A 21,516-nucleotide genomic window follows, 5' to 3' on the forward strand; every position below is an offset into this window, starting at 1 on the left:
ACTACCACGTCGTCTACGCCATCGCGATGATCGTCCTCGCCGCCGCCTACGCCGGCCAGACCTGGGGCCTCGGCAAGCGCTGGGCCAAGCTCCCCCTCGTCCAGCGCAACCGCTGGCTCATCTGAACGCTGCTCGGCCGAGGCCCGGGACCCCACCGTCCCGGGCCTCGCCGTCGTTCGGTCACCTCCCGGAACTCACCCGCGGCCGCGCAACGCTGGAGGCAGGCCCATCACCACGAGAACTGGGAGGTCGTCATGGTCCCGGAGCAGAGCGTCGTCGTCGGCGTCGACGGATCCAGGCCCAGCCTGGACGCGGTCGCCTGGGCCGCGGCCGATGCGGCACGGCGCGGGCTGCCGCTGCACATCCTGCACGCGTTCGTCTGGCCGGCGCTCTACACACCGATCGCGGCGCCGGTGATCGTGCCGTACGAGCGCGGCATGCACGACGTCGCCGCGCAGATCCTCGCCCTGGCGGAGGACCGGGCCCGGGCCGCGGCCCCGGACGTCCGGCTCACCACCGGCCTGCCGATGCAGCCGGCGGCCCAGGCCCTGCTGGAGGCCTCCGAGCACGCGCGCCTCCTGGTGGTCGGCAACCGGGGTCACGGCGGTTTCGCCGGGCTGTTGCTGGGCTCCCTCGGCGTGCAGCTCGCCGCGCACGCCGCCTGCCCCGTGGTCATCATCCGGCACGACGACCGTCCCGCCGGGCCCGAGGCCGGCCGCGTCGTCGCCGGGGTCGACGGCTCGCACGACACCGAGCCTGCGCTGCGGTTCGCGTTCGAGGAGGCGGCGTCCCGCGGGGTCGGGCTGACTGCGGTGCTGGCGTACCTGTGGCCGACGTCCACCGGGCCCGGCGACCTGATGCCGCTGACCTACAACCCCGACGCGCTGCGCGAGCAGGAGCGGCGCACCCTGGCCGAGTCGACGGCCGGGTGGATCGAGAAGTTCCCGGACGTCGACTTCCGCTCGTCCGTCGTGCCCGGCCGCCCGGCGGCGAAGCTTGCCGAGCTGTCCGCCGGCGCGGAACTGCTCGTCGTCGGCTCCCGCGGCCGGGGCGGGTTCACCGGGCTGCTCCTCGGCTCGGTCAGCCAGGCCGTCATCCATCACGCCGCCTGCCCGGTGGCCGTGACCCGGTAGGTGGCGGCGCCATCACCCGGCGGCCGGTGACAGCACGGCCGCCCCCGTGACACGGTCGCCGGCGAGGTCGGCCAGGGCGTCCATGGCCGCGTCGAGCGGGTACGACGTGACGGCCACCCGCAGACGGTGGCGCTGCGCGAGCTCGAGGAACTCGCGGCCGTCCTCCCGCGTGTTGGCCGTGACGCTGCACATCTTCCGTTCCTGGAACAGGTGCTCGCCGTAGTGCAGCGGCGGGATGTCCGTCAGGTGGATGCCGGCGATCGCGAGCGTGCCGCCGCGGTCGAGCGCGGCGAGCATCGGCGGCACCAGGCTTCCGACGGGCGCGAACAGGATGGCGGAGTCGAGCGGCTCGGGCGGTGCGGTGGCGGAGGCCGAGGCGGCGCCCAGGGACAGCGCGAGCTCCCGGGCGGCCGGGGACCGGGTCACCACGTGCACGGTCGCGCCCTCGGCGATCGCGACCTGGCACGCCAGGTGGGCCGAGCCGCCGAAGCCGTACAGGCCCAGCCGGCCGCCGGGTGGCAGCTCGCTGCGGCGCAGGGCGCGGTACCCGATGATGCCGGCGCACAGCAGCGGTGCCACCTCGTCGTCGCCGTACCCGGCCGGGAGCCGGTACACGTAGGCGGCGGGCGCCACGCAGTACTCCGCGTACCCGCCGTCGGCATCCCAGCCGGTGTACTGCGAGAACGGGCACAGGTTCTCCGCGCCGCGGCGGCAGTACCGGCACCGGCCGCAGGTCCGCCGCAGCCACGCCACGCCGACCCGGGTCCCGACCGGCGGATCGGTGACGTCCGCGCCCAGCCCTTCGACCGTGCCGACGACCTCGTGGCCGGGCACGGTGTCCGGGCGCCGCGGGGCCAGGTCCCCCTCGGCCAGGTGCAGGTCGGTGCGGCACACCGCGCACGCCCGGACCCGCACCAGTACCTCGTCGGCGGACGGTTCGGGCACCGGCCGCCGCACCCGGCACAGCGGATGCTCGGCGACGGGCCCGGGCCGGTGTACCGCCCAGGCGGTCATGGTGGTCATCGCTGGTCCTCCTCTCCGACGTGACGTTCGGCCTTGTCGTTCTCACCCCGCGCCGAGGCAGCATGAGGTGTGGGGAGCACGGACAGGAGGCCTCCGATGACGTACAGGTACGGCCCGGTGATCGCCGGCGTCGACGGTTCCGCGCACAGCATCGGCGCGCTGCGATGGGCGGCGGACGAGGCGTGCCGGTGCACCCGGGCCCTGCGGGTCGTGACGGTGCCGACCGGCGACGTCTCCGAGCCGGCCGCGAAGGAGATCGCCGAACGCGCGGCAGCGGAGGCGCAGCGCTGGCACGTCGGTATCGAAGCGGACGCCGAGACCCGCCGCGGCTCCCCGGCCGACGTGCTGCGCGAGCTCGCCCACGGCGCCCGGCTCGTGGTCGTCGGCGGACGGGGCACGACCGTCGGCGACGACCGGCCGATGGGCTCGGTCAGCCAGGCCCTCGGCGCCCGGGCCGACGCCCCGGTCCTCGTGGTGCACGCGGCGGACCGCTGGGCGGCGCCGGACGCGAAGCTGCCGTCCACGGCTCCGGTCGTCACCGGCTTCGACGGCTCCGACTCGAGCCGCCGGGCGTTGCGGCTCGCCTTCGAGGAGGCGGCCGCGCGCGGTGTCCGGCTCGTCGTCGTCCAGGCCTGGCCGCACCCGGACCTGTGGCGGCCGGGCTCGATCCGGGGCGGCGACCTCAGCGCCCACGAGTGCGTGGTCCATGAGGCGTTGTGCGAGGCAACCGCGCGCTGGCAGGCCGAGTTCCCGCTCGTCGACGTCGAGGTGCGCAGCGAGCCGGGCGAGGCCGTCCGGACGCTGGCGGTGGCCTCGCAGTGGGCCGGGCTGATGGTCGTCGGCACCCGCTGCCCGGCCGACAAGGCCCGGCCGGACTATCCGTCGGTGGCCAAGCGGCTGCTGCAGTACGCCGCCTGCCCGGTCCTCGTCGCGCACGGCCCGAGTAAGGCGTCCGCGCCCCGGGTCGCGCCCGCGGCCGCCTGAGGGCACGACCCGCCGTCCGGTCCCGTTGCCGGGCATCGCTCAGCCGGTCCGCGACTGCATCCGGACCGCGGCGATCCCGGCGGTCGTGCGGACCAGTGCCTCCGCCACCGCCAGCTCCTTGTCGTCGTCGAACAGCCCGTCGACGGTCGCGACGCCGTCGTGCACCACGACCGGCCAGCGCCGGCGGCCGCCCGCGTAATTGTCCAGGCGCCGCTGCGCCTCGTTCTGGGCCTGCTCGTCGGTCGGCAGCAGCGTGCGCAGCACGTCGCATCGGCTGACCACGCCGACGACGTGTTCCTGCATGACGACCGGGACGGTGTGCGCGTCCCGCTGCACCATGAAGGCGGCCAGGTCGCTCACGTCCGCCTCCGGCCACGCCGTCACCGGCAGGCCGGCCATCACGTCACGGACACGCCGTGGTGGGCCTCCCGGGGCGGCCAGGGAGGCCGCCTGCTGCAGGATGTCCCGCTCGCTGACCATGCCGACCAGCGTGCCCCCGTCGTCGACGACCGGGACCGCGGTGATCGAGTAGTGCTCCAGCAGCCCCACCACCTCCGCGACCGGGGCATCGGCGCGGACCGTGTGGGCCGGGGTGCTCATGATGTCCTTGGCGTGCATCGCTCCTCCTCGCTGTTGCGATCGTTCACTCATCACCGCTCCTACGCCGGCGGTAGCGGCGGCGGCAGCAGCGGCGACACCCACCGCTCGGCCACGCCGCGGTCGACGAGCCCGCGCGCGGCGCGGCGCATCATCGCCCCGGGCCCGCAGACGAACGCGACGGTGCGCGCGGGGTCGCCGCGCAGCAGCGGGAGGAGATCGGTGACGACGCCGACCCGCCCCGTCCACCCGGCTCCGGCCCGCTCGACGGTCGTCAGCACGTCGATGCGCTCGGCCCGCCACTGGTCGTACTCGTCCGCGAACACCAGGTCCTCCGGCGTTCGCGCGCCGATCAGCACCGCCACCCGCCCGTAGCGGGCACGGTGGGCGGCGGCGTGCCCCACTACCGGCCGCAGCGGCGCCAGCCCGAGGCCACCGGCGACGATGACCAGATCGGCATCCCACGGCGCCGGCAGCACCCAGCCCCGGCCGAAGGGGCCGCGCACGCCCAGCACCCGGCCCGGCCCGGCCGCGCGCAGCACCGCGCCCGTGGCACCGGCGGCTCGCACGGTGTGCAGCAGGCCGCCGGTGCCGTGCCGCCCGGAGACGGCGATCGGCACCTCGCCGACGCCGGACGCGTACAGCGTCGCGAACTGACCCGGCCGGAACACCGGCAGCGGCTCGTCGACCGGTTCCAGCGCCAGGGTCGCGGTGTCCGCGGTCTCGTCGATGCGGTCGATCACCCGGTAGCGTCGCACCGCACCGCCTCCCGCCCTCGTTCTCGCCGGCCCGGCTACGGCAAGCGTCGCACCGGTGAGGCGGTGCGGCGCCCGCGTGCCGGAGGTGAACTCGGAGTCGAACGCGATGCCCGGCTCGATGCCAGATGCGATGCCCGACTCGAGGCCAGGGATCACGCGTCGATGACGTCGGTGACCGGGCGCCGGTTCGTGTAGCAGGTCGTCGGCGCGTACCCGAACCGCAGGACCAGCTGCGGGTCGTGGATCCGGTCGATGGCCCGGCGGATCCGCTCACGGGTGGCCGGCACCTCGATCGGCTGGGAGTACATCGCGGTCGCCAGCCCGAGGTCCGCGGCGGTGAGCAGCACGCACTGCAGCGCCATCCCCACCCGGATCGCGTCTTCGGGACCGTCGCCGAGCACGCCCAACACCGCCACGACCGGATGGCGGGACAGGTCGCGGGTCACCTCGCGGCCGGGGCCGCCGTAGTCACGCCGGGTCAGGATCTCGGCCGGATGCGGTGCGGCGCCGGCCGCGTAGGGCCCGATCCCCTCGACGGCGTGGTTCGCGCAGATGGTCCAGGCGCGCAGCTCCGCCCCGTACTCCGAGTTGGCCCGCAGCTCGGCGTCCGCGATGCGGATCAGTTCGGCCAGCGCGGTGAGCGCCCGCTCACCGGCCACGAAGTCGAGCCAGCCGCCCTCGCGCCGGGCCGCGTCGGCCAGCTGCTGCGGCAGGCCCGGGCTGACGGGGGTGTCCGCGAACGGACCCCGGTTGGTGTGCCGGCGGGTGATCTGCCAGTGCAGCCGGCGCTCCATCGGCGTCGGCGGCCGCGGTTGCGCCGGCCACAAATACAGCAAGGCACTCCCGGACACGAACCGGTGCCGGGCCGGCAGTCCGGAGACGGCCAATCCGAGCCGCATGTTGTAGGCGGCCGCACCGCACGAGATGCGCGCCATCCGGCCGTCCGCGTCGCAGACGGCGAGCCGGCGGCGCTCGTCGAGCAGGACGTACGCCCCGTCGTTCGTCCACCGGAACCGCCACGGCTGACTGTTGTGAATCGACGGCGCCCAGACGGCATCGCCCACCGCGGCGGTGAATGCCTCGAAAGTCCAGGTCGTCGGGGTTGTCAACGTTGACATACCGCACCTCCAGTCAACCTGCGGCCATTACCTCCACAATGCCCCCGCGCGGCGTCCTTCGTCCTGTCGCCCGGGCCGCGATGAACCCGGCCCGGAATGGGCAGAGGGTGCATCGGCCCGACCATTCCGAGGGAGAACGCCATGTCCGCACACCCATCCGGCCCCGCCACCACCTATCAGGTCGGCCCGGTCGGCCGGGAGCTCGCCCGAGCCGCGGCGGCTGCCCTGCACGCGCCGTCGGTCCTCAACACCCAGCCGTGGCGCTGGCGCATCGTTCACGACGCGGCGCTGCTGTACGCCGACCGGCGGCGCCGCCTGGCCACCCTCGACCCCACCGGACGGCTGCTCGTGCTCAGCTGCGGAGCCGCGCTGCACCACGCCTGCGTGACGCTCGCGGCCGACGGGGTGGAGTTCGAGGTCTACTCCCAGCCACACGACGACGACCCGGACCTGCTCGCCGTCGTGCGGTACCGCGGCGCCGCCGAGCCCTCGCCGCGCGTCGAGCGGATGCGGCGGGCCATCCGCTCCCGCCGGTCCGACCGGCGCCCGTTCGCCGACCGGCCCGTGCCGGACGAGGTGATCGAGCGGCTGTGCCGGGCCGCGCAGCGCACCGACGCCCGCCTGCAGATGGTGTGGGCCCGGAACCTCACCGACCTGGCGGTGGCCGCGGGCGAGGCGGCCGACGCGCAGCTGTCCGATCCGCGGTACCGCGCCGAGCTCGCCGACTGGATCCGCGCGCCGGGCGAGGGCTGCGACGGCGTCCCGATCGACACGCTCGCGCCGGTGGGCGCGCGGCCGGTCCCGGTGCGCGACTTCATCGCCGCCGGCACCGCGGCGAGCATCTCCAGCCGCATGGACGTGACCGACCGGCAGGCGCGCTACGGCGTGGTGGTCACCGACGGCGACGGTCCCCTGGACTGGCTCACCGCGGGCGTCACCCTCTCCGCCGTCCTGCTGACCGCGACCGCCGAGCACCTGGCCACGTCGGCGATGAGCGACCTGGTCGAGAACGAGGTGGCCCGGGGGACGCTGCGGCGGATGCTCGGCGGAGTCGGCTATCCCGCGATCGGCATCCGGATCGGGATCCCGGCCTCCGCCGCGGCCCTGCCCCGATCGCCGCGCCGGCCCGCCGCCGAGGTCGTCGAGGTGGTCGCCGACAAGGTCGCCCGCCCGGCGTGACCGATGCGCGGACGGGTGCTCGCCGGCTACCGCCCGCCGCATCTCACCCGCCGCGGGTGATGGTCTCCTCGCCCCGGAGGACGAACCGTCGACTAGTGGGTGAATGCGACCTGTGCCGATCGAGCGTGCCAGCAGGCGGGACCTCCTCGTCGCCGGATCGCCGAGGGCTGAGGGCGGCCATCGCCCAGCGGCTGATGGCCTGGCTGCTGCCCGCGAAGCCGCCGCCGATACCGATCGGGGTGCTCACCGCGGTCGTGGTCATCGGCCTGGAGACCTTCCTGGTGGGCCTGCTGCGGTCCGCGTCGCCGGAGGCCCCGCCGAAGGCGGTCGTCTACATGCTCGGCGTGCTGGCCATCACGAGCGTGTGGGGCGCGCCGCTGGGCATCGCCACGGCGCTGCTCAGTACCATCGTCTACAACTACTTCTACATCCCGCCGGCCGGCCTGAACCTGACCGCCGGCCAGGACCTCACCCAGCTTGTGATCTTCGCCGTGCTGGCGCTCTTCGGCAGCGGGCTGGCGAGCGTGGCCCGGGCCAGCGCCGAGGATGCCCGGCGACGGGCGGCCGAGGCACAGATCACGGCCGGAGTGGCGCAGATCTTTCTCCGCAACGACCTCGCCGGCGGCCTCCAGGCGGCGTCGCGCTTCCTCACGGACCGGCTCCGGCTGTCCTCCGCCTCGCTCGCGCTCGCCGACGCCGGGCCCGCCGACGCGAATGCGGGTGACTTCGTGATCGCCATCGGCGACGAATCCCACCCGATCGCCCGGCTGAGGCTGGCCGCCGACACCCCGCCGGCCACGTGCCGCCGGTTCCGCAACCATCTCCGCGGACCGCTGGAGGTGGTGCTGCGCACCGCGCTGGACCGCGAGCACCTCCTCAGCACGCTGCGCGGCAGTCAAGCGAGGACCGAGGCCCTGCTGACGGAGCAGACGGCGTTGCGGCGGGTGGCGACGCTGGTCGCCACCGGCGAGCCGCCGGCCCACGTCTTCACGGCGGTGACCGCGGAACTGCACCATCTGTTCGCGGGCTTCCGCACCGCCCTGATCCGCTACCAGCCGCACGGCGAGGCGCTCGTCGTCTCCGAACGCGACGAGAACGGCTCCCTGCTGCCGAGTCGCCCGAACCAGTCGGTCGGCGCCGAGAGCGTCGTCGCCACCATCGCGCGCACGGCCAACCCCGTCCAGGTCGACTACGACGCCGTACATGGGCCGACCGCCGAGCAGATGCGGCGGATTGGCGTGCACCGCGGCGTGGGGGTGCCGATCGTGGTCGAACGGAAGCTGTGGGGCGTCGCGGTCGTCATGTCGCACCAGCAGATTGCGGTACCGGCCGACGCGGAGGCGCGCCTGCGGGCCTTCACCGAACTGGTGGCCACCGCCATCGCCAACGCCGAGACCCGCGCCGCGCTCGCCGCGTCCCGCTCGCGGCTGGTCACCGCCGCGGACGAGGCCCGGCGCCGCATCGAGCGGGACCTGCACGACGGCGCGCAGCAGCGCATCATCTCGCTGGCCCTGCATCTGCGGCTCGCCGAGGGCACCGTGCGGGACACGGCCTCGGCCCGGCAGCTGCTGGCCGAAACCGTGCATTCCCTCACCGAGATCCACCAGAGCCTCTCCGACCTGGCCCGGGGCATCCACCCGGCTCTGCTGGTCCAGGGCGGGATCGGGCCGGTCCTGCGAACGCTGGCCCGGCGCAGTGCCGTGCCGGTCGAGCTCGACCTGCGCGTCGAGCGGCGGCTGCCCGAGCCGGTGGAGATCGCGGTGTACTACGTGGTCTCCGAGGCGCTGACCAACATCGCCAAGCATGCCCAGGGATCGCACGCCTGTGTCACGGTGGCGGCCGACCAGCGGCGCGTGCGGGTGATCGTGCGCGACGACGGCGTCGGCGCGGCCGATCCGAAAGCCGGCACGGGACTCGTCGGGCTGCGCGACCGCGTCGAGGCGCTGGGCGGCCGCCTGAGCGTGACGAGCCCGCCGGGCCAGGGCACGACGCTGCACGTCGAGATACCGCTCGCGGAGTCACCGCGGGTGCCGAGCGATGCCTCCGCCACGATCGACGCGATGCCCGCCAGCCACCCGATGGCATAAAAGAGTGCTCACTCATCCCGGCTCGCCGGCAACGGTATCGGCAGTGGCAGCGCGCCGAGGGTCATGCCGGCGGCAGTCGCGGCGAGCACGATGCCCCACGCGACCGGCCCCAGCGGCCGGCACCCGAAGAACTGGCTCAGGCCCGGGGTCTGGACCACGCCGACCAGCGCGGCCGCGGACACGCCGGCGGCGCCGAGCACGACGGGGTCGCCGCGGGACAGCAGGGCGGTCTGGCCCAGCTGCGCGCCGACGAGGGAGGCGAGCGCCACCGTGCTGGCGCGGACGTCCGACCCGGTCGCCTTGGCCGCCAGCCAGGCGCCCGCGGTCGCCGCGGACGTCGCGACCGCGCGGCGGAACACGGTGCTGACGAGCGCCCGGCCCAGCGAGGCATCCGGCCCCTCCCGGACCAGCTGGTCCGGGTCGACACGCCGCGGCGGGCGCGCGGCGACCGTGATCGCGGGCAGCAGGTCGGTCATCAGGTTGACGAAGAGGATCTGCCGGGCGTTGAGCGGCGGCGTCGCCGAGACGAGCGACCCGCCGACGGTGAACAGGATCTCGCCGAGATTGCCGCCGAGCAGCAACGCCAGGGACTCGCGGACCGACGCCCACATCGCGCGCCCCTCCACGACCCCGTCGACGATGGTCTCGATCTGCCCGTCGAGGACGATCAGGTCCGCCGCGTGCCGAGCCGCGGCGGTCGCCTGCTCGCCGAGCGCGATCCCGGCATCGGCGAGCCGGATGGCGGGCGCGTCGTTGGCGCCGTCGCCGGTGACCGCGACACTGCGACCGGCGCGGTGCAGCGCCTGGACCACGGCGACCTTGTGGGCCGGGCTCACCCGGGCGAAGACCGACGCCTTGGCGACCAGCGCGTCGACGGCGGCATCGCCTTCGGCGTCGTCCAGCTCCGGCCCGGTGACGACGGTACCGCCGTCGAGCAGGTCGAGCTCGGCGGCGATCGCCGCCGCCGTGCTCGGATGGTCGCCGGTCAGCATCAGCACCCGGATGCCCGCGCCGCGCAGCCGGTCGACCGCCTCGCCCGCGCTGGGCCGGATCGGGTCCGCCAGGCCGAGCAGGCCCAGAAACCGCATGCGCTCGACGCGCTCGTCGTCGAGGCCGCCCTGGGCCGACGCCGCGCGTTCCGCGATCGCCAGCACCCGCAGCCCCTGCCGGGCCATCCGGTCGATCTCGGCCTCGATCTCCCGCCGGTCCTCCGGCGTCAGGGTCCGCAGCTCCCCGTCGGCCCACCAGGTCACGCAGCGTGGCACCGTGACCTCCGGCGCGCCCTTGACGCTGATCACCTGGCTGCCGCCCGCCGCGCCCAGCACGGCGTGAAACCCGCGGACCGGCTCGAAGGGCAGCTCGCGCACCGGGGTCCAGCCGTCGGCAGCCTCGCCGGTGGTGACGCCGGCCGCCTCCGCCCCGACCACCACCGCCCGGTCGGTCGGGTGCGGCAGGGACTCGTTCGGGCTCGGCGCGGGGCTCGCCCGCAGCGCCGCGGCGAGGACCTCGCGGTGCCGTGCGGTGAGCCGGTCCAGCGGCACGTGGACCCGGCCGTCGGACACGCTGCGCAGGGCGATGCGTCCCTCGGTGAGCGTGCCGGTCTTGTCGAAGCAGATCACGTCGGCCCGGCCGAGCGCCTCCATCGAGCGGGGATCGCGGACCAGGATGTTGCGCCGGCCCAACCGGCGGCTGGCGCTGAGCTCGGCGGCGGTCGCGATGAACGGCAGCCCCTCGGGCAGCGCCGACACCGCGAGGGCGACCGCGTTGCCGACCGATTCGGACAGCCGCCCCCGCACCACGCCGGTGGCCAGCAGCGCGACCGCGGCCGCCCCGGCCGCGGGCAGCGACGCCTTGGTCAGCTCGCGCAGCCGTTGCTGGACACCGCTTCTCGGCGACTGCTGCAGCGCGAGGAGCGCGTTGCGGCCCGCCTCGGTGTCCGGGCCGATCGCCACCACGACCCCGGCCGCCGTGCCGGCCGCGACGGTCGTGCCCGCGTACACCATGCTGGTGCGTTCGGCGATCGTGGCCGCCCGCGTCGCCGCGACGTCCTTCTTCATCGGCATGGACTCGCCCGTCAGCGGTGACTCGTCCATCTCCAGCCCGGCGCACTCGAGCAGGCGGCAGTCCGCCGGCACGGCGTCGCCCGGCTCCAGCAGGACGACGTCGCCGGGCACGAGGTCGTCGAGCACCCCGACCCGCTCGATGCCGCCCCGGCGCAGCCGTACCGCCGGTGCGGCCTCGGTCACGAGCCGCCGCAGCGCCCGGCGCGCCGCCACGTCCTGAACGCCGGACAGCACCGCGCTGGCCAGGATCACCGCGATGACCAGCGCCGCGTCGCTCTTCGCACCGGTGACGGCCGACACCCCGGCCCCGGCGGCGAGCGGCAGCGTCAGCGGGGTGTCCAGCTCCCCGGCGATGGTCCCGAGCACTCCGCGCTCGGCCGGTGCGTCCGGTGCCGCTCCCCCGTCGCGGGCTCTCCGGCGGCGCAGGGCCTCCTCGTCGTCGATGCCGTGGGGGGCCGTACCGAGCAACCGCAGCGCCTCGCCGATCGGCAGCGCGTGCCAGGCGACGTCCGCGGCCGCGACGGGCGGCGTCCGGCGGGCCAGGCCCCGGGCCGACCACGCGCCCGCGACCACGTTGGCCACCTGGGCGGCCGCGGTGGCGATCGACGTGCGGCGCGCGCCCCGCTCCCCGGTCTCCATCAGGCCCAGCAGCGCCCCGGCGGCCGTTCCCTGCACGGCGACGCGCGTGCCGCGGCGGCTCACCGCACGCGCCACCGACGCCGCCTCGAGCATCAGCCAGGCCGTCTCCAGCCCGGGTCCGCCCATCAGGTGGGCGCCCCACGGCGGCCGCCGGTCCTCCCGCAGCACGCCGAAGCCGCAGTCCGCCGCCGCGAGCGCGGCGTCGTTGCTCCCCGCGACCAGCGCCACGGCGTGCCCGTCGGCCTGCAGCGCCCGGATCGACGCGGCGAGGCGCGAGCCGCCGGGCACCCGGCCGTCGGCCGGCACCCGCCCGCGGATGCCGGCCCAGGTCGCGCTGCCCGCCCCGGCGATCAGGACGGAGCCCACCTTGCGCCCGGCGGCGATCACGGCGGCGGTCATCGGGTCCAGGGCCGGCTCCGCCAGCACGACGGCGACGAGCCCCCCGTCACGGGTCAGCGCGTACAGCGTCCCCCGGTGCCCGTCATGGGATCGGGCGTCGGCCAGGACCGCCTCGGGGATCGCGGCATCGGCGTGCCGCGCCTCGGTGAGGGCCCAGCCGTCGGCTCCGGCCACGGGCGGCGAAGCACCGTCGGCGAACAGACGCGCGGCGGCCTCCCACGCGGCCTCGACCGATCCGTGGACCGGTACCACGTGGGTGATGACCCGCCGGCCGCCGGTCAGCACGGCGGCGTCGATGACCACCGTGTCGATCCGGTCGAGGCGGCGCAGCGCGGCACGGTCGCGAACCAGGACGCCGCGCTGGGCGAGCAGCCGGCCGAGGCCGCCCGCGAAGGCCTCACGCCCGGCGTGCACGGGAGCCGGCGACCCGGCCATGAGCAGACGCGATGCGCGGCGCAGTCCCGCCGGCAGCTGGGTGGCCGCGGCGGCGACCAGCAGTGTCAGGGTGCTGACGCGCCGGGTGTACCGCTCGACCGGGCCGTCCGGCAGCTCCGCCGGGCGGCCGTCCTCATGCCGGTCGGCCCGCGCGGCGGTCGCGTTCGCCGCCAGCCTGGGCGAGCGGCGCTGCCACGTGTCGCGCTGCGCCGCCATCTCCCGCAGCAGGACCGTGCGCAGCCCCGCGTCCGCGAGCAGCGACAGCTCCGCCTGCCCGGCGGCGTTGATGAGCGCGTTCAGGGCCGAGATCAGCAGGTCGGCCTCGTGCCGGCCGAGCGACCGCCGCAACCACGCCCGCACCGCGGGGAGATGGTCGGCCAACGTCACAATCGCGGTCAGCTCGCGCGCGGCAGCGGGCAGCCGGAGTTGGCGCGCCACGACCGATCCGGCGACGCCCACGACGTCGGCGGCGAGCGTGATCCGCTGCCGGGTCTCCGCGTCCAGCTCCTCCGCGGCGGCGTCGGGGCTCGTCTCGGACTCGACGTCCGCCACGGCCTCGATGAGCTCATCGAGGCTGGGACCGTTCTCGTCGTAGCTGACGAGGACCCGGCCGAGCGCCGCGTTCCACGCGGCCCAGTCCACGCCGTGCACGGCCCCGACGGCCCGCTCGATGAGCCGGCCGTGCTCCGCCGTGACCGCGCCCCGCCGGGCGCCTCGAATCTCGATATGTGCCAGGCCGTCCCGGGCCCACGCCTTCCGCCGGCCCCGGGACGACCGGTTCGGGGATCGACCCATCACCCGGCGACGGTGGCACGGCGCTGATGCGTCGCCACCCACACCCCCGCCGCGGCCGCGAGCGCGACCGGCCATTCCAGGACGCCGAACGCCGCCAGGGCGCCGACGCCGCCGTAGTACAGCAGCCGTGACGGCCTGGGCTCACCGACGGCCGACTTGAGCGCACCGGCCGTCCACCGGGCGCGTTCGGCCACGGACCACTCGGTGGGGTGTTCGATGTGCACGACGGGCATCTTGAGGTGCGGCACCGGTACGTCCTGCCAGGTCACCAGCTGCGACCCGGACGGGTGCGGGGCCTCGGCGGTCTCCTTGGCGGGCCGCTGCGCCTTCGGCGCCGTGCGGCCGGTCTTGGTGGCCGCTCGTGCCTTGCCGGGCCGCTCGGTCTCGGTCTGGGTCGCGGTCCGGGTCGCGGTCTGGGTCGGGGGCTGCGTCACGGTCGCCTCGGCGGCCTTCTTCCCGGTCGTGGCCTTCGTCCGCGTCCCGGCACCACTCCGGGCGCGCGTCTGCGCTGTTGTCGTCATGACCCAGCACCTCCTGATCGTCGGCATCTGACGAATTCGGGTGCCTACCCGCGCGACGCCCGATCAACCAGGCCGAAGGGGGGCGAACTGCGGGCGTAGGTCCCCCGGTGCCGGGTAGGTCACGGCAATGGAAGCCCGTCACGACGACGAAGGGCGCCAGCCGATGGACCGACAGCCGAGGGATGCCGCACGGCAGCGGGCGGCGGGCGTGCTGCGCCGAGCCGCCGAGGAGGCCGGCCGGGCGCCGTCGCTGCTGAACACCCAGCCGTGGCGATGGCATCTCGGCGGGGACGTGCTCGAGCTGCACGCCGACCTGTCGCGCCAGGTCGGCTCGATCGACCCGCGCCGGCGGCTGCTGACGCTCAGCTGCGGCGCGGCGCTGCACCATGCCCGCGTGGCATTGGCGGCGGCCGGCCACGAGCCCGTGGTCCAGCGGCTGCCGGACAGGCGCCGGCCGTTGCTGCTCGCCCGCGTCCGGGCCCGTGAGCCGCACCCGGTCACCCGCGACGACCTCGTCAGGTACGAGAGCATGCGCTGCCGCCGCACGGACCGGCGGCCGTTCCGTGCGGCGGTCCCGGTGCCGGCCGAGACCATCGCGGCGCTGGAGGCCACGGCCGATGCCGAGCACGCGTCGCTGTACCGCATCGAGCCCGACGATCTCGACCTCCTGCGGCACACCGCCGAGCGCGCGCAGGCCATCGATGCCGGGGACGAGCTCCCCGTGGCCGAGCAGCGGGCATGGACGCATCGCGACCCGGGCACCGGCGACGGCGTGCCGGCCGACACTGTGGTGGCACGAGCCGCCCGGCCCGTGCCACTGCGCGACTTCGCGCTCGGCGAGGAGGCCACGCTCCCGCCCGGCCCCGGGGACGACCGCTGGGCCTCATACTTCGTGGTGGCCACCGAGGGCGACCGGCCCCTCGACTGGCTCGTCGCCGGCGAGGCGGCCAGCGCGGTCTGGCTGGCCGCGACCGCCGAGGGGCTGGTGATGTCCCCGATGAGCGACGTGGTCGAGAAGCTCGGGGCGCGGGCCCTGCTCGGCACTCTCATCGACCCGCCCGCGCGGCCGCAGCTGGTGCTGCGGGCCGGGGTCGACGTGAACCCGGTGCCGCCACCGGCGAGCCCGCGCCGCCCGCCGCGCGACGTCATCGACGTGTGACAGCGGCGATCCGGGCGGGGTCGCCGCCGCGCGCCGTCCTCACTCATCCGCTCCTGGTGGCACCGAGCAGGATCTCGTCGGCGAGACGAGCGGCCCGGTTGACCTGGCGCTGATCCACGCCGGCTCCGGTGCGCTGGTCATCCTCCAGCCCCCGGGCCAGGGCCCGCACCGCCGCGGTGAGGTTGCCGACCTGCTCCTCGATGCGGGCCGTGCGGTCGGGCGGCTCCGGCGACTGCGGTGTCTCGGCGGCCGTCCGGCCCGCGGCGGTCGTCCCCGCGACGGTCGCGCGCAGGTCGGCCGGGAGCTCGCCCAGGATCTTCGACACCTGCTCCGGCGTCATGTGCTCGGCGACGGCGCGGGTGATCGTGGAGGCGAGCGCAGGAACCTGGGTCGCCGGGACACCTGCCTGGGCGGCGAAGCGCTCGACGTACCGCTCGACCCCGTACTTCACCGGAACGTGGCACACGTCCCAGCCGTCGTAGTACACACCGCGCAGGAGCTCGGGCAGCTGCGCGCCGAACTTGACGGCCGCCTCGGCGGGAAGCCGGTCGCGCACGGTGTGCAGCCAGGCTCGCAACGCGCGCTGTGCGAAGCGCCGATCGCCGGTGTCGAGCGCGTCGGAGACGCCGGCGAGCCAGATGTTGGCGGTGTGCAGGGCATGGTTGTAGGCATCAGGTCCGGACCGTGTCATGGTTCGGTCTCCCTTCGCGTACCCGGTTGGCACGTGCAGGCCGTTCCCCTCTACGGTTCATCGAATCCACGCCGTCTGCCAGGGCAACGTGCCCGGATCGAGGAGGAGTCATGGCTCTGCCCCCTGCGGAGGACCTGCTGGCCGCCGAGCGCCGGCTCCAGGCGGCCCAGCGCGCCGGTGACGCCGCCGCGCTCGACGACCTGCTGGACGACCGGCTCATCGCCATCGGACCCGACGGCGGGAAGGTCACGAAGCAGGACGACCTGGCCGCGCACCGCAGCGGCACCTCCGTCGTCACCGGGCTCGTGGAGGAGGAGCTCGACGTGCTGCTCGCCGGCGACGTCGGCGTCACGTTCTTCCTCGGTACCGTCACCGGCACCTACGAGGGCGAGCCGTTCGACGCCCGGCTGCGCTACACCCGCACGTGGGTGCGCGACGCCGGGCTGGGCTGGCGCGTCATCGCCGCGCACATCAGCCCGGCCTGACGCCCGGGTCCCGCGCGCCGTCGCCCTGCCGTCGGGCCGCCGGTCGTGCCAGCGTGGAGGGGGAACCAACCGTCCCTTGGACCGACCGGGAGGACGCCATGACCGCCGTGCGCCACCCAGTGATCGTGGGCGTCGACGGGTCGCCCGCCGCGTTCGGGGCCGTGCGCTGGGCCGCCGACGAGGCGATGCGGCTCGGCCGGTCGCTGCGCGTCGTGCACGCCCTGGAGGTGTACGGCCCGTACGAGGACGTCAGCGACGAGCGCGACCTCGCCCTCGACGCCGCCGCCGAGATCCGCCGCTGGCAGCCCGGCCTGGAGGTGGCCACCGGCACCTGGCACGGCGAACCGGCGCGGGTGCTCGTGGAGCAGTCGCACACCGCGAGCCTCGTGGTCGTCGGCAGCCGCGGCAGCGGGGGCTTCCACTCGCTGCTCGTCGGCTCGGTCGGGCTGCATCTGGCCGCGCACGCGCACTGCCCGGTGCTCGTCGTGCACCACGCCGAGCGGTGGGCCGGTCCGGAGTCGCCACTGCCGTCCCGCGAGCCGATCGTCGTCGCGGTGGACGGCTCGCACGACGCCGACTACGGGCTGGGCCTCGGATTCGCCGAGGCCGCGGCCCGGGGCGTTGCGCTGCACGCCCTGCGCACCTGGCACGAGCCGGGGCACCGCTGGGGCCGCTCCCCCGACCCGGCCGGGCGGGCCGCGGCCGCCGGGCGCGAGCTCGCCGCCGAGCTGGGGCCGTGGCGGGTCAAGTACCCGGACGTGCCGGTCGTGCCACGCGTCGCGCACTGCCCGTCCGTACCGGTGATGCTGGAGGCCGCCCGCGACGCGCTCATGTTCGTCATCGGCGCCCGCGGCCGCGGCGGCTTCGAGGGCATGCTGCTCGGCTCGGTCGCCCACCAGGTGCTCCACCACGCGGACTGCCCGGTGCTCGTCGCCCGCCGCGCGGCCGGGTGAGGCGACGGCCGGGCGGATGCTGGAGAACGGATGCCGCAGACAGGCGCGAGGAGATGATCGCCATGATGATCGCGGAGCCCGCCCAGCCGGCACGCGGCCAAGCGTGCGGCCGGGTCGGCGTCGGCGTCGGCCTCAGCCCGGCCGGACTGGCGGCGCTGGCCTGGGCGACCGAGGAGGCCATCACCTCCGGCGCCCGGATGACGCTCTGCTACGCCCGCGACCACGGGGACCCACCGGCCGCCGTCCCGGATCTCGAGACGCTGCGCCGCGCCCAGCCGGACCTCGTGCGCCGGGTGGAGTGGTGCCGGCAGTTGCTCGGCGGCGGCAACGTGACCGTCGAGCTGCCGCTCGGCGACGTGCCCGCGGCGCTGGTGGAGCTCAGCGAACGCGTCGACCTGCTGGTCCTCGGCGGCCACGACGTCACCCGCCGCCACCACCGGGCCCGCGGCGGCCAGGTCGCCGCAGGGGCGAGATGCCCGGTCGTGATCGTCCGGCCGCCCCCGGAGCACGGGGTCGCCCCGTTCGCCGGCCACGTCGTGATCGGGGTCGACGGTTCGCCCGGCTCGTCGGCGGCGATCCGGTTCGGCTTCGGCCACGCGCAGCGGCACCAGCTGCCGGTCGCGGCCGTCCACGTCGAGGATCGGTGGCCCGGCGACTTCTGGTTCGACGAGGAGCACCTGGAGACACACTTCGCCGTCGAGCCGGCCGCGCTGGAGCTGCTGGCCCGCGAGGTCGGCCCGTTCGCCGCCGGCCATCCGCGCGTGGCGGTCAAGCGGGCCGTGTTCGGCGGCGACGCGATCACCGGGCTCCGGCACGCGGCGACCGGCGCGGCGCTGCTGGTGCTGGGCCGCCACGGCCACCGGCCGCCGGAGCCGCCGCGGCTCGGGCCGGCGAACCAGGCGTTCACCGAGCACGCCGACTGCACAGTGGCCATCGTCCCGGAGCGCGGGGCCGACCGGCGCACGGCCGCGGGCGGGCCGGGCGAGGGACCGGCCGGCGACGAGGGACCGCCGGCCCCGTATACGGCGCCGGTTCCCGGGTAGGCAGAGCCGCGACGTGACCTGTCCGGGGGTAGCCGACCCTCGCCGCGTCGCAGAAGTGCGCGCCGCGCACGCAGAGTCGCAGAAGTGCGCGCCGCGCACGCAGAGAGGCTGGAGGCCATCATGCCGGTAGCCAAGCATTGGACGGTCGACATCAACATCGGCGAGCAGGACGGGAACACCGCCGCGGAGGCCACGCTGCGCACGGACGACGGCGTCCAGCTGGCCGGCAACGGAGCCGCCCGGCTCAACCCGGCCGACGACGACATCCCCGAGATCGGCGACGAGCTGGCGGCCGCCCGGGCGCTCAGCGACCTGGGCCACCGGCTGCTGCTGGCGGCCGCGGCCGACATCGAGGCGGTATCGGCGCAACCGGCCCGGCTGACCTGGTAGCCGTCCCGATCGGCCTGACTCTGCCGCGGCGGGGAGAGCGCGCCCCGACCGGGGCCGCGCTGTGACGCGGCCCCGGTCGGGTCTCACACCAGCGACAGTGCGCGGTCGCTGATAACGCACTCCATGCCGAACAGCTCCGCCCGGCGGCGCGCGAAGTCGGCCAGGCCGGGCGTGTCCGCGTAGTCCAGCGCGTACAGATCCAGGCCGTCGCGCGGCAGGCCCTCGGCCACCCGGGCGTGGTCCTCGAGCACGTCGGCCGGCCAGGGTTCGTAGCCGTCGTCGGTCCACCGGGCCGAGAAGGACTCGAAGACGATGCCGTCGACGTGCTCGGCGAGGTGCGGCAGCATGCCGAACCCGCGGTTGGCCAGCACGTAGCCGGACCCGGCGACCCGGCGCAGCGCGGCGACGAGCCCGAGCAGCGGCGGCACGTCCTCCGGGAACGTCAGCTCGACGTTGAGCGTGTCGAGGAACAGGCCCGCGAAGCCCGCGTTCATGGCATCGCGAGCCTGCCGCAGCACGTGCTCCTGCCACCCCGGATGGCCGACGTGGACGAAGGCGCCGCCCCAGTCCGGGTTGCGCTGCGGGCGCTGCCACGGCGCGGGCGGCCCCTGGTCCTCCGACAACGAGAGGTACGCCAGCGGTTCGGTGCCCGCGCCACGCAGCGACTGCAGCTCCGGCGGACGGTAGAACTCCGGCTGCAGGACCGCCCGCTGATAGGCGGCCAGCTCCGCAAGGCGGCCGGTGCCGTAGTAGAAGACGATCGGGATGCGGTCGCTCATCGGCGGTACCACTCGACGGTGCGCCGGACGCCCTCTTCCAGCGACACGGTCGGCTGGTAGCCGGTCAGCGCGCGCAGCCGGGTCAGGTCGGGGCAGCGGCGGTTGACCGCGCCGGGCGCGCCCGCGGCCGGCTCGATCTCGGTGTCGGCGCCGGTCAGCCGCAGGATCAGCTTGGCGAGGTCGGCGATGCCCGTCTCGGCGGTGTCGTCGCCGATGTGGACGATCCGGCCGTCCGCCTCCGGGCAGGCCATGAGGCGGACCATCGCCTCGACCGCGTCGTCGACGAAGCAGAACGCCCGGGTCTGCCCGGCGCCCGGCACCCGCAACGGGCGATCGCCCCGCAGCGCCCGCAGCGTCAGCTCCGGGATGGCGTGGTCGGTGCCCATCCGCGGGCCGTACACGTTGTGGAAGCGGCCGACCACGGCCCGGAAGTCCCCCGCCCGCGCGCCGTGGATGACGGCGGTCTCGCCGAGTAGCTTGCTGACGGCGTAGGCGTACCGCGGGGCGGTCACGTCGCCGACGGTCACCGGTGTCGACTCGCCGGTCGGCACCGGCGCGATGCCCGCGTCCACCGCGCCCGCGTAGACCTCGCTGGTCGAGGCGAAGAAGACGTGCTCGCCGGCGGCGATCCAGTCCAGCAGGTGCAGCACGGCGAGGCTGTTGACGCGCACGACCCGGGCCGGGTCGGCCTCGACGTTGCGGACCCCGACCACGGCCGCCAGCAGGTAGATCTGGTCCCAACCGCGGGGCAGCGCCCGCCAGGTCGCCGGATCCGTGAGGTCGCCGTGCGCGACGGCGAGGCGCGGCCGGCGGGCGAGCGCGGCGAAGTCGGCGTCGTTGCGGCCGCGCGAGAAGTCGTCCACAATGGACACGTCGTGGCCGTCGTCCAGCAGACGGTTGGCGAGGTGGAAGCCGATGAATCCGGCCCCGCCGAGCAGCAGTGCCTTCACGCGGACACCCCCTGCGGGAGATAGCCGATGCCGGCGTAGCGGATGCCGGCGGCGGTCAACGTGCCTTCGTCGAGGATGCGCCACGAGTCGAAGACGACGGCCGGGCGCCTGGCCCCGAGCACCGCCGCGGGCTCGATCGCGCGGTAGTCCGGGTGGTCGTTGATGACGAGCACGCCGTCGGCCTCGCTGAAGGCCTTGTCGATGCTGGTGGGCTCGCCGCCGTACTGCCGGATGACGCTGTCGGGCACGAGCGGGTCGTGACCGAGCACGGTGATGCCGGCCGCGGCGAAGACGGGCATCATCGCGGCGATCGGGGTGCCGCGCATGTCGTCGGTGGGCGGCCAGCCCTTGAAGGCCCAGCCGAGCACCGCCAGCGTCGCGCCCTCCGCGGTGCCGCGGGCCTGCCGGATGAGCTCCACGACGGTGCCCGCCACGTGCACCGGCAGGAACTCGTTGAGCTTGCGGGCCGGCTCGATCAGGAACGGCGGCCGATCGGCGGAGTCGCTGAGGGAGTCGCTGAGCATGATGTACGGATCCTTCGACAGGCAGCCACCGCCGACGTACCCGGGCCGGGCCAGGTCGGGGCGCGGATAGCCGAGGTTGGCCGCGCCGATCACCTCGAGCGGGTCGACGCCGTGCCGCTCGGCGATGAGGGCGACCTCGTTGCCGAACGCGTAGATCAAATCGGTGTGGCAGTTGTTCGACAGCTTCACCAACTCGGCGGCCTCCAGCCCGGAGACGGGCACGAGGCGCTGGGCGAGGTCGCCGAACAGGTCGAGGCCGGCGGCCAGGCTCGCCTCGTCGAGACCGCCGACGACCTGTGGCAGCTCCACGAGCTCGCGCAGGGCCTGGCCCTGGATGGTGCGTTCGGGCGCCATCACCAGGCGGACGTCGCCCCAGGCGGCCCGCAGCGGCGGCAGGACCACCTGCCGGCTCGCGCCCACGGGCACGGTGCTGCGCACGACGACGAGCGTGCGGGGCCCGCAGGAGGCGGCCACGTGGCGGGCCGCGGCGGCGAGGCTGGTCAGGTCGGGGCGGCGCGAGTGCTCGTCGACCGGCGTGGATACGCAGATCACGGCCGCGTCGACGGTGCCGGCGGGCAGCGCCGTGTCGACGAGGATGGTGCTGCCGGCGTGCTCGGCGAACACCTCGGCGACCCCGGGCTCGAAGATGTGCGGGCGGCCACGGTTGAGCGCCTCGACGACGGCCGGCTGCACGTCGACGCCGTGGACGGTGAAGCCCTTGCGGGCCAGGGCGGCGGTGAGGGTCAGGCCGACGTAGCCCATCCCGATCACGCCGATGGTGCGTGCCATGCGTGTTCCTTCCAGTGATGCT

Annotated in this window: 19 protein-coding genes; 9 read left to right on the forward strand and 10 right to left on the reverse strand. The window is 75.3% G+C overall.

The window, feature by feature from the left end; translation table 11 throughout:
- The first annotated feature begins 254 nt into the window (after window positions 1–254).
- Entirely contained in the window at window positions 255–1,133 is an 879-nt protein-coding gene (locus ABT369_RS46270; protein ID WP_350622965.1) for a universal stress protein, read from the forward strand.
- 12 nt (window positions 1,134–1,145) lie between these two features.
- On the opposite strand, the gene ABT369_RS46275 is transcribed toward ABT369_RS46270, so the two are convergent.
- Complete coding sequence (locus tag ABT369_RS46275) at window positions 1,146–2,156, reverse strand: zinc-binding alcohol dehydrogenase family protein (RefSeq protein ID WP_350622967.1); 1,011 nt, start codon at window positions 2,154–2,156, stop codon at window positions 1,146–1,148.
- A 96-nt stretch (window positions 2,157–2,252) separates the two neighbouring features.
- Between ABT369_RS46275 and ABT369_RS46280 the strand changes: the two genes are divergently transcribed.
- Window positions 2,253–3,140 carry a universal stress protein gene (locus tag ABT369_RS46280; RefSeq protein WP_350622969.1) on the forward strand — a complete coding sequence of 296 codons (888 nt, stop codon included), beginning with the start codon at window positions 2,253–2,255 and terminating at the stop codon, window positions 3,138–3,140.
- A 39-nt stretch (window positions 3,141–3,179) separates the two neighbouring features.
- On the opposite strand, the gene ABT369_RS46285 is transcribed toward ABT369_RS46280, so the two are convergent.
- From ABT369_RS46285 to ABT369_RS46295, 3 genes are all read right to left on the reverse strand, one after another.
- Complete coding sequence (locus ABT369_RS46285; protein ID WP_350622971.1) at window positions 3,180–3,758, reverse strand: CBS domain-containing protein; 579 nt, start codon at window positions 3,756–3,758, stop codon at window positions 3,180–3,182.
- Between the two features lie 41 nt (window positions 3,759–3,799).
- Window positions 3,800–4,495, reverse strand: coding sequence for an FAD/NAD(P)-binding protein (locus tag ABT369_RS46290; protein ID WP_350622973.1), 696 nt, complete (start codon window positions 4,493–4,495; stop codon window positions 3,800–3,802).
- A gap of 152 nt (window positions 4,496–4,647) precedes the next feature.
- The gene (locus ABT369_RS46295; protein ID WP_350622975.1) at window positions 4,648–5,613 is read right to left on the reverse strand and encodes an Acg family FMN-binding oxidoreductase; all 966 of its coding nucleotides are present in this window, start codon (window positions 5,611–5,613) and stop codon (window positions 4,648–4,650) included.
- Between the two features lie 141 nt (window positions 5,614–5,754).
- Between ABT369_RS46295 and ABT369_RS46300 the strand changes: the two genes are divergently transcribed.
- Entirely contained in the window at window positions 5,755–6,792 is a 1,038-nt protein-coding gene (locus ABT369_RS46300; RefSeq protein ID WP_350622977.1) for an Acg family FMN-binding oxidoreductase, read from the forward strand.
- A gap of 194 nt (window positions 6,793–6,986) precedes the next feature.
- Entirely contained in the window at window positions 6,987–8,879 is a 1,893-nt protein-coding gene (locus ABT369_RS46305; RefSeq protein ID WP_350622979.1) for a sensor histidine kinase, read from the forward strand.
- Window positions 8,880–8,887: 8 nt separating this feature from the next.
- On the opposite strand, the gene ABT369_RS46310 is transcribed toward ABT369_RS46305, so the two are convergent.
- Together ABT369_RS46310 and ABT369_RS46315 are read right to left on the reverse strand one after the other, a co-directional pair.
- Entirely contained in the window at window positions 8,888–13,210 is a 4,323-nt protein-coding gene (locus tag ABT369_RS46310; RefSeq protein WP_350623167.1) for an HAD-IC family P-type ATPase, read from the reverse strand.
- Entirely contained in the window at window positions 13,210–13,731 is a 522-nt protein-coding gene (locus ABT369_RS46315; protein ID WP_350622981.1) for a hypothetical protein, read from the reverse strand. Before ABT369_RS46315 ends, ABT369_RS46310 begins: the two co-directional genes overlap by 1 nt.
- A gap of 163 nt (window positions 13,732–13,894) precedes the next feature.
- Between ABT369_RS46315 and ABT369_RS46320 the strand changes: the two genes are divergently transcribed.
- Window positions 13,895–14,890, forward strand: coding sequence for an Acg family FMN-binding oxidoreductase (locus tag ABT369_RS46320; RefSeq protein WP_350622983.1), 996 nt, complete (start codon window positions 13,895–13,897; stop codon window positions 14,888–14,890).
- Between the two features lie 43 nt (window positions 14,891–14,933).
- Here the strand turns inward: ABT369_RS46320 and ABT369_RS46325 are convergent, their stop codons facing one another.
- Window positions 14,934–15,581, reverse strand: a complete 648-nt coding sequence (locus ABT369_RS46325) for a DUF2267 domain-containing protein (RefSeq protein ID WP_350622985.1) — start codon at window positions 15,579–15,581, stop codon at window positions 14,934–14,936.
- Between the two features lie 110 nt (window positions 15,582–15,691).
- Here ABT369_RS46325 and ABT369_RS46330 point away from each other — a divergent pair, with 110 nt between their 5' ends.
- The 4 genes from ABT369_RS46330 to ABT369_RS46345 all read left to right on the forward strand — a co-directional run bounded on the left by ABT369_RS46330 (window position 15,692) and on the right by ABT369_RS46345 (window position 18,452).
- Window positions 15,692–16,066 carry a nuclear transport factor 2 family protein gene (locus tag ABT369_RS46330; RefSeq protein WP_350622987.1) on the forward strand — a complete coding sequence of 125 codons (375 nt, stop codon included), beginning with the start codon at window positions 15,692–15,694 and terminating at the stop codon, window positions 16,064–16,066.
- 98 nt (window positions 16,067–16,164) lie between these two features.
- The gene (locus tag ABT369_RS46335) at window positions 16,165–17,019 is read left to right on the forward strand and encodes a universal stress protein (protein ID WP_350622989.1); all 855 of its coding nucleotides are present in this window, start codon (window positions 16,165–16,167) and stop codon (window positions 17,017–17,019) included.
- Window positions 17,020–17,081: 62 nt separating this feature from the next.
- Window positions 17,082–18,062 (forward strand): universal stress protein, encoded by a 981-nt coding sequence (locus ABT369_RS46340; RefSeq protein ID WP_350622991.1) that lies wholly within the window; start codon window positions 17,082–17,084, stop codon window positions 18,060–18,062.
- 120 nt (window positions 18,063–18,182) lie between these two features.
- Window positions 18,183–18,452: a DUF1876 domain-containing protein gene (locus tag ABT369_RS46345; protein WP_350622993.1), complete on the forward strand. Its 270-nt coding sequence runs from the start codon at window positions 18,183–18,185 to the stop codon at window positions 18,450–18,452.
- Window positions 18,453–18,535: 83 nt separating this feature from the next.
- Here the strand turns inward: ABT369_RS46345 and ABT369_RS46350 are convergent, their stop codons facing one another.
- Genes ABT369_RS46350 through ABT369_RS46360 form a run of 3 tightly spaced genes read right to left on the reverse strand, consistent with a single transcriptional unit; the run spans window position 18,536 to window position 21,494 of the window.
- Window positions 18,536–19,231, reverse strand: coding sequence for a putative glycoside hydrolase (locus tag ABT369_RS46350; protein ID WP_350622995.1), 696 nt, complete (start codon window positions 19,229–19,231; stop codon window positions 18,536–18,538).
- Window positions 19,228–20,181: an NAD-dependent epimerase/dehydratase family protein gene (locus tag ABT369_RS46355; RefSeq protein ID WP_350622997.1), complete on the reverse strand. Its 954-nt coding sequence runs from the start codon at window positions 20,179–20,181 to the stop codon at window positions 19,228–19,230. Before ABT369_RS46355 ends, ABT369_RS46350 begins: the two co-directional genes overlap by 4 nt.
- Window positions 20,178–21,494, reverse strand: a complete 1,317-nt coding sequence (locus tag ABT369_RS46360) for a nucleotide sugar dehydrogenase (RefSeq protein WP_350622999.1) — start codon at window positions 21,492–21,494, stop codon at window positions 20,178–20,180. Before ABT369_RS46360 ends, ABT369_RS46355 begins: the two co-directional genes overlap by 4 nt.
- Between the last annotated feature and the right edge of the window lie 22 nt (window positions 21,495–21,516).

This window comes from Dactylosporangium sp. NPDC000244, from assembly GCF_040300725.1.
In the GTDB taxonomy this organism is placed as follows: Bacteria; Actinomycetota; Actinomycetes; order Mycobacteriales; family Micromonosporaceae; genus Dactylosporangium.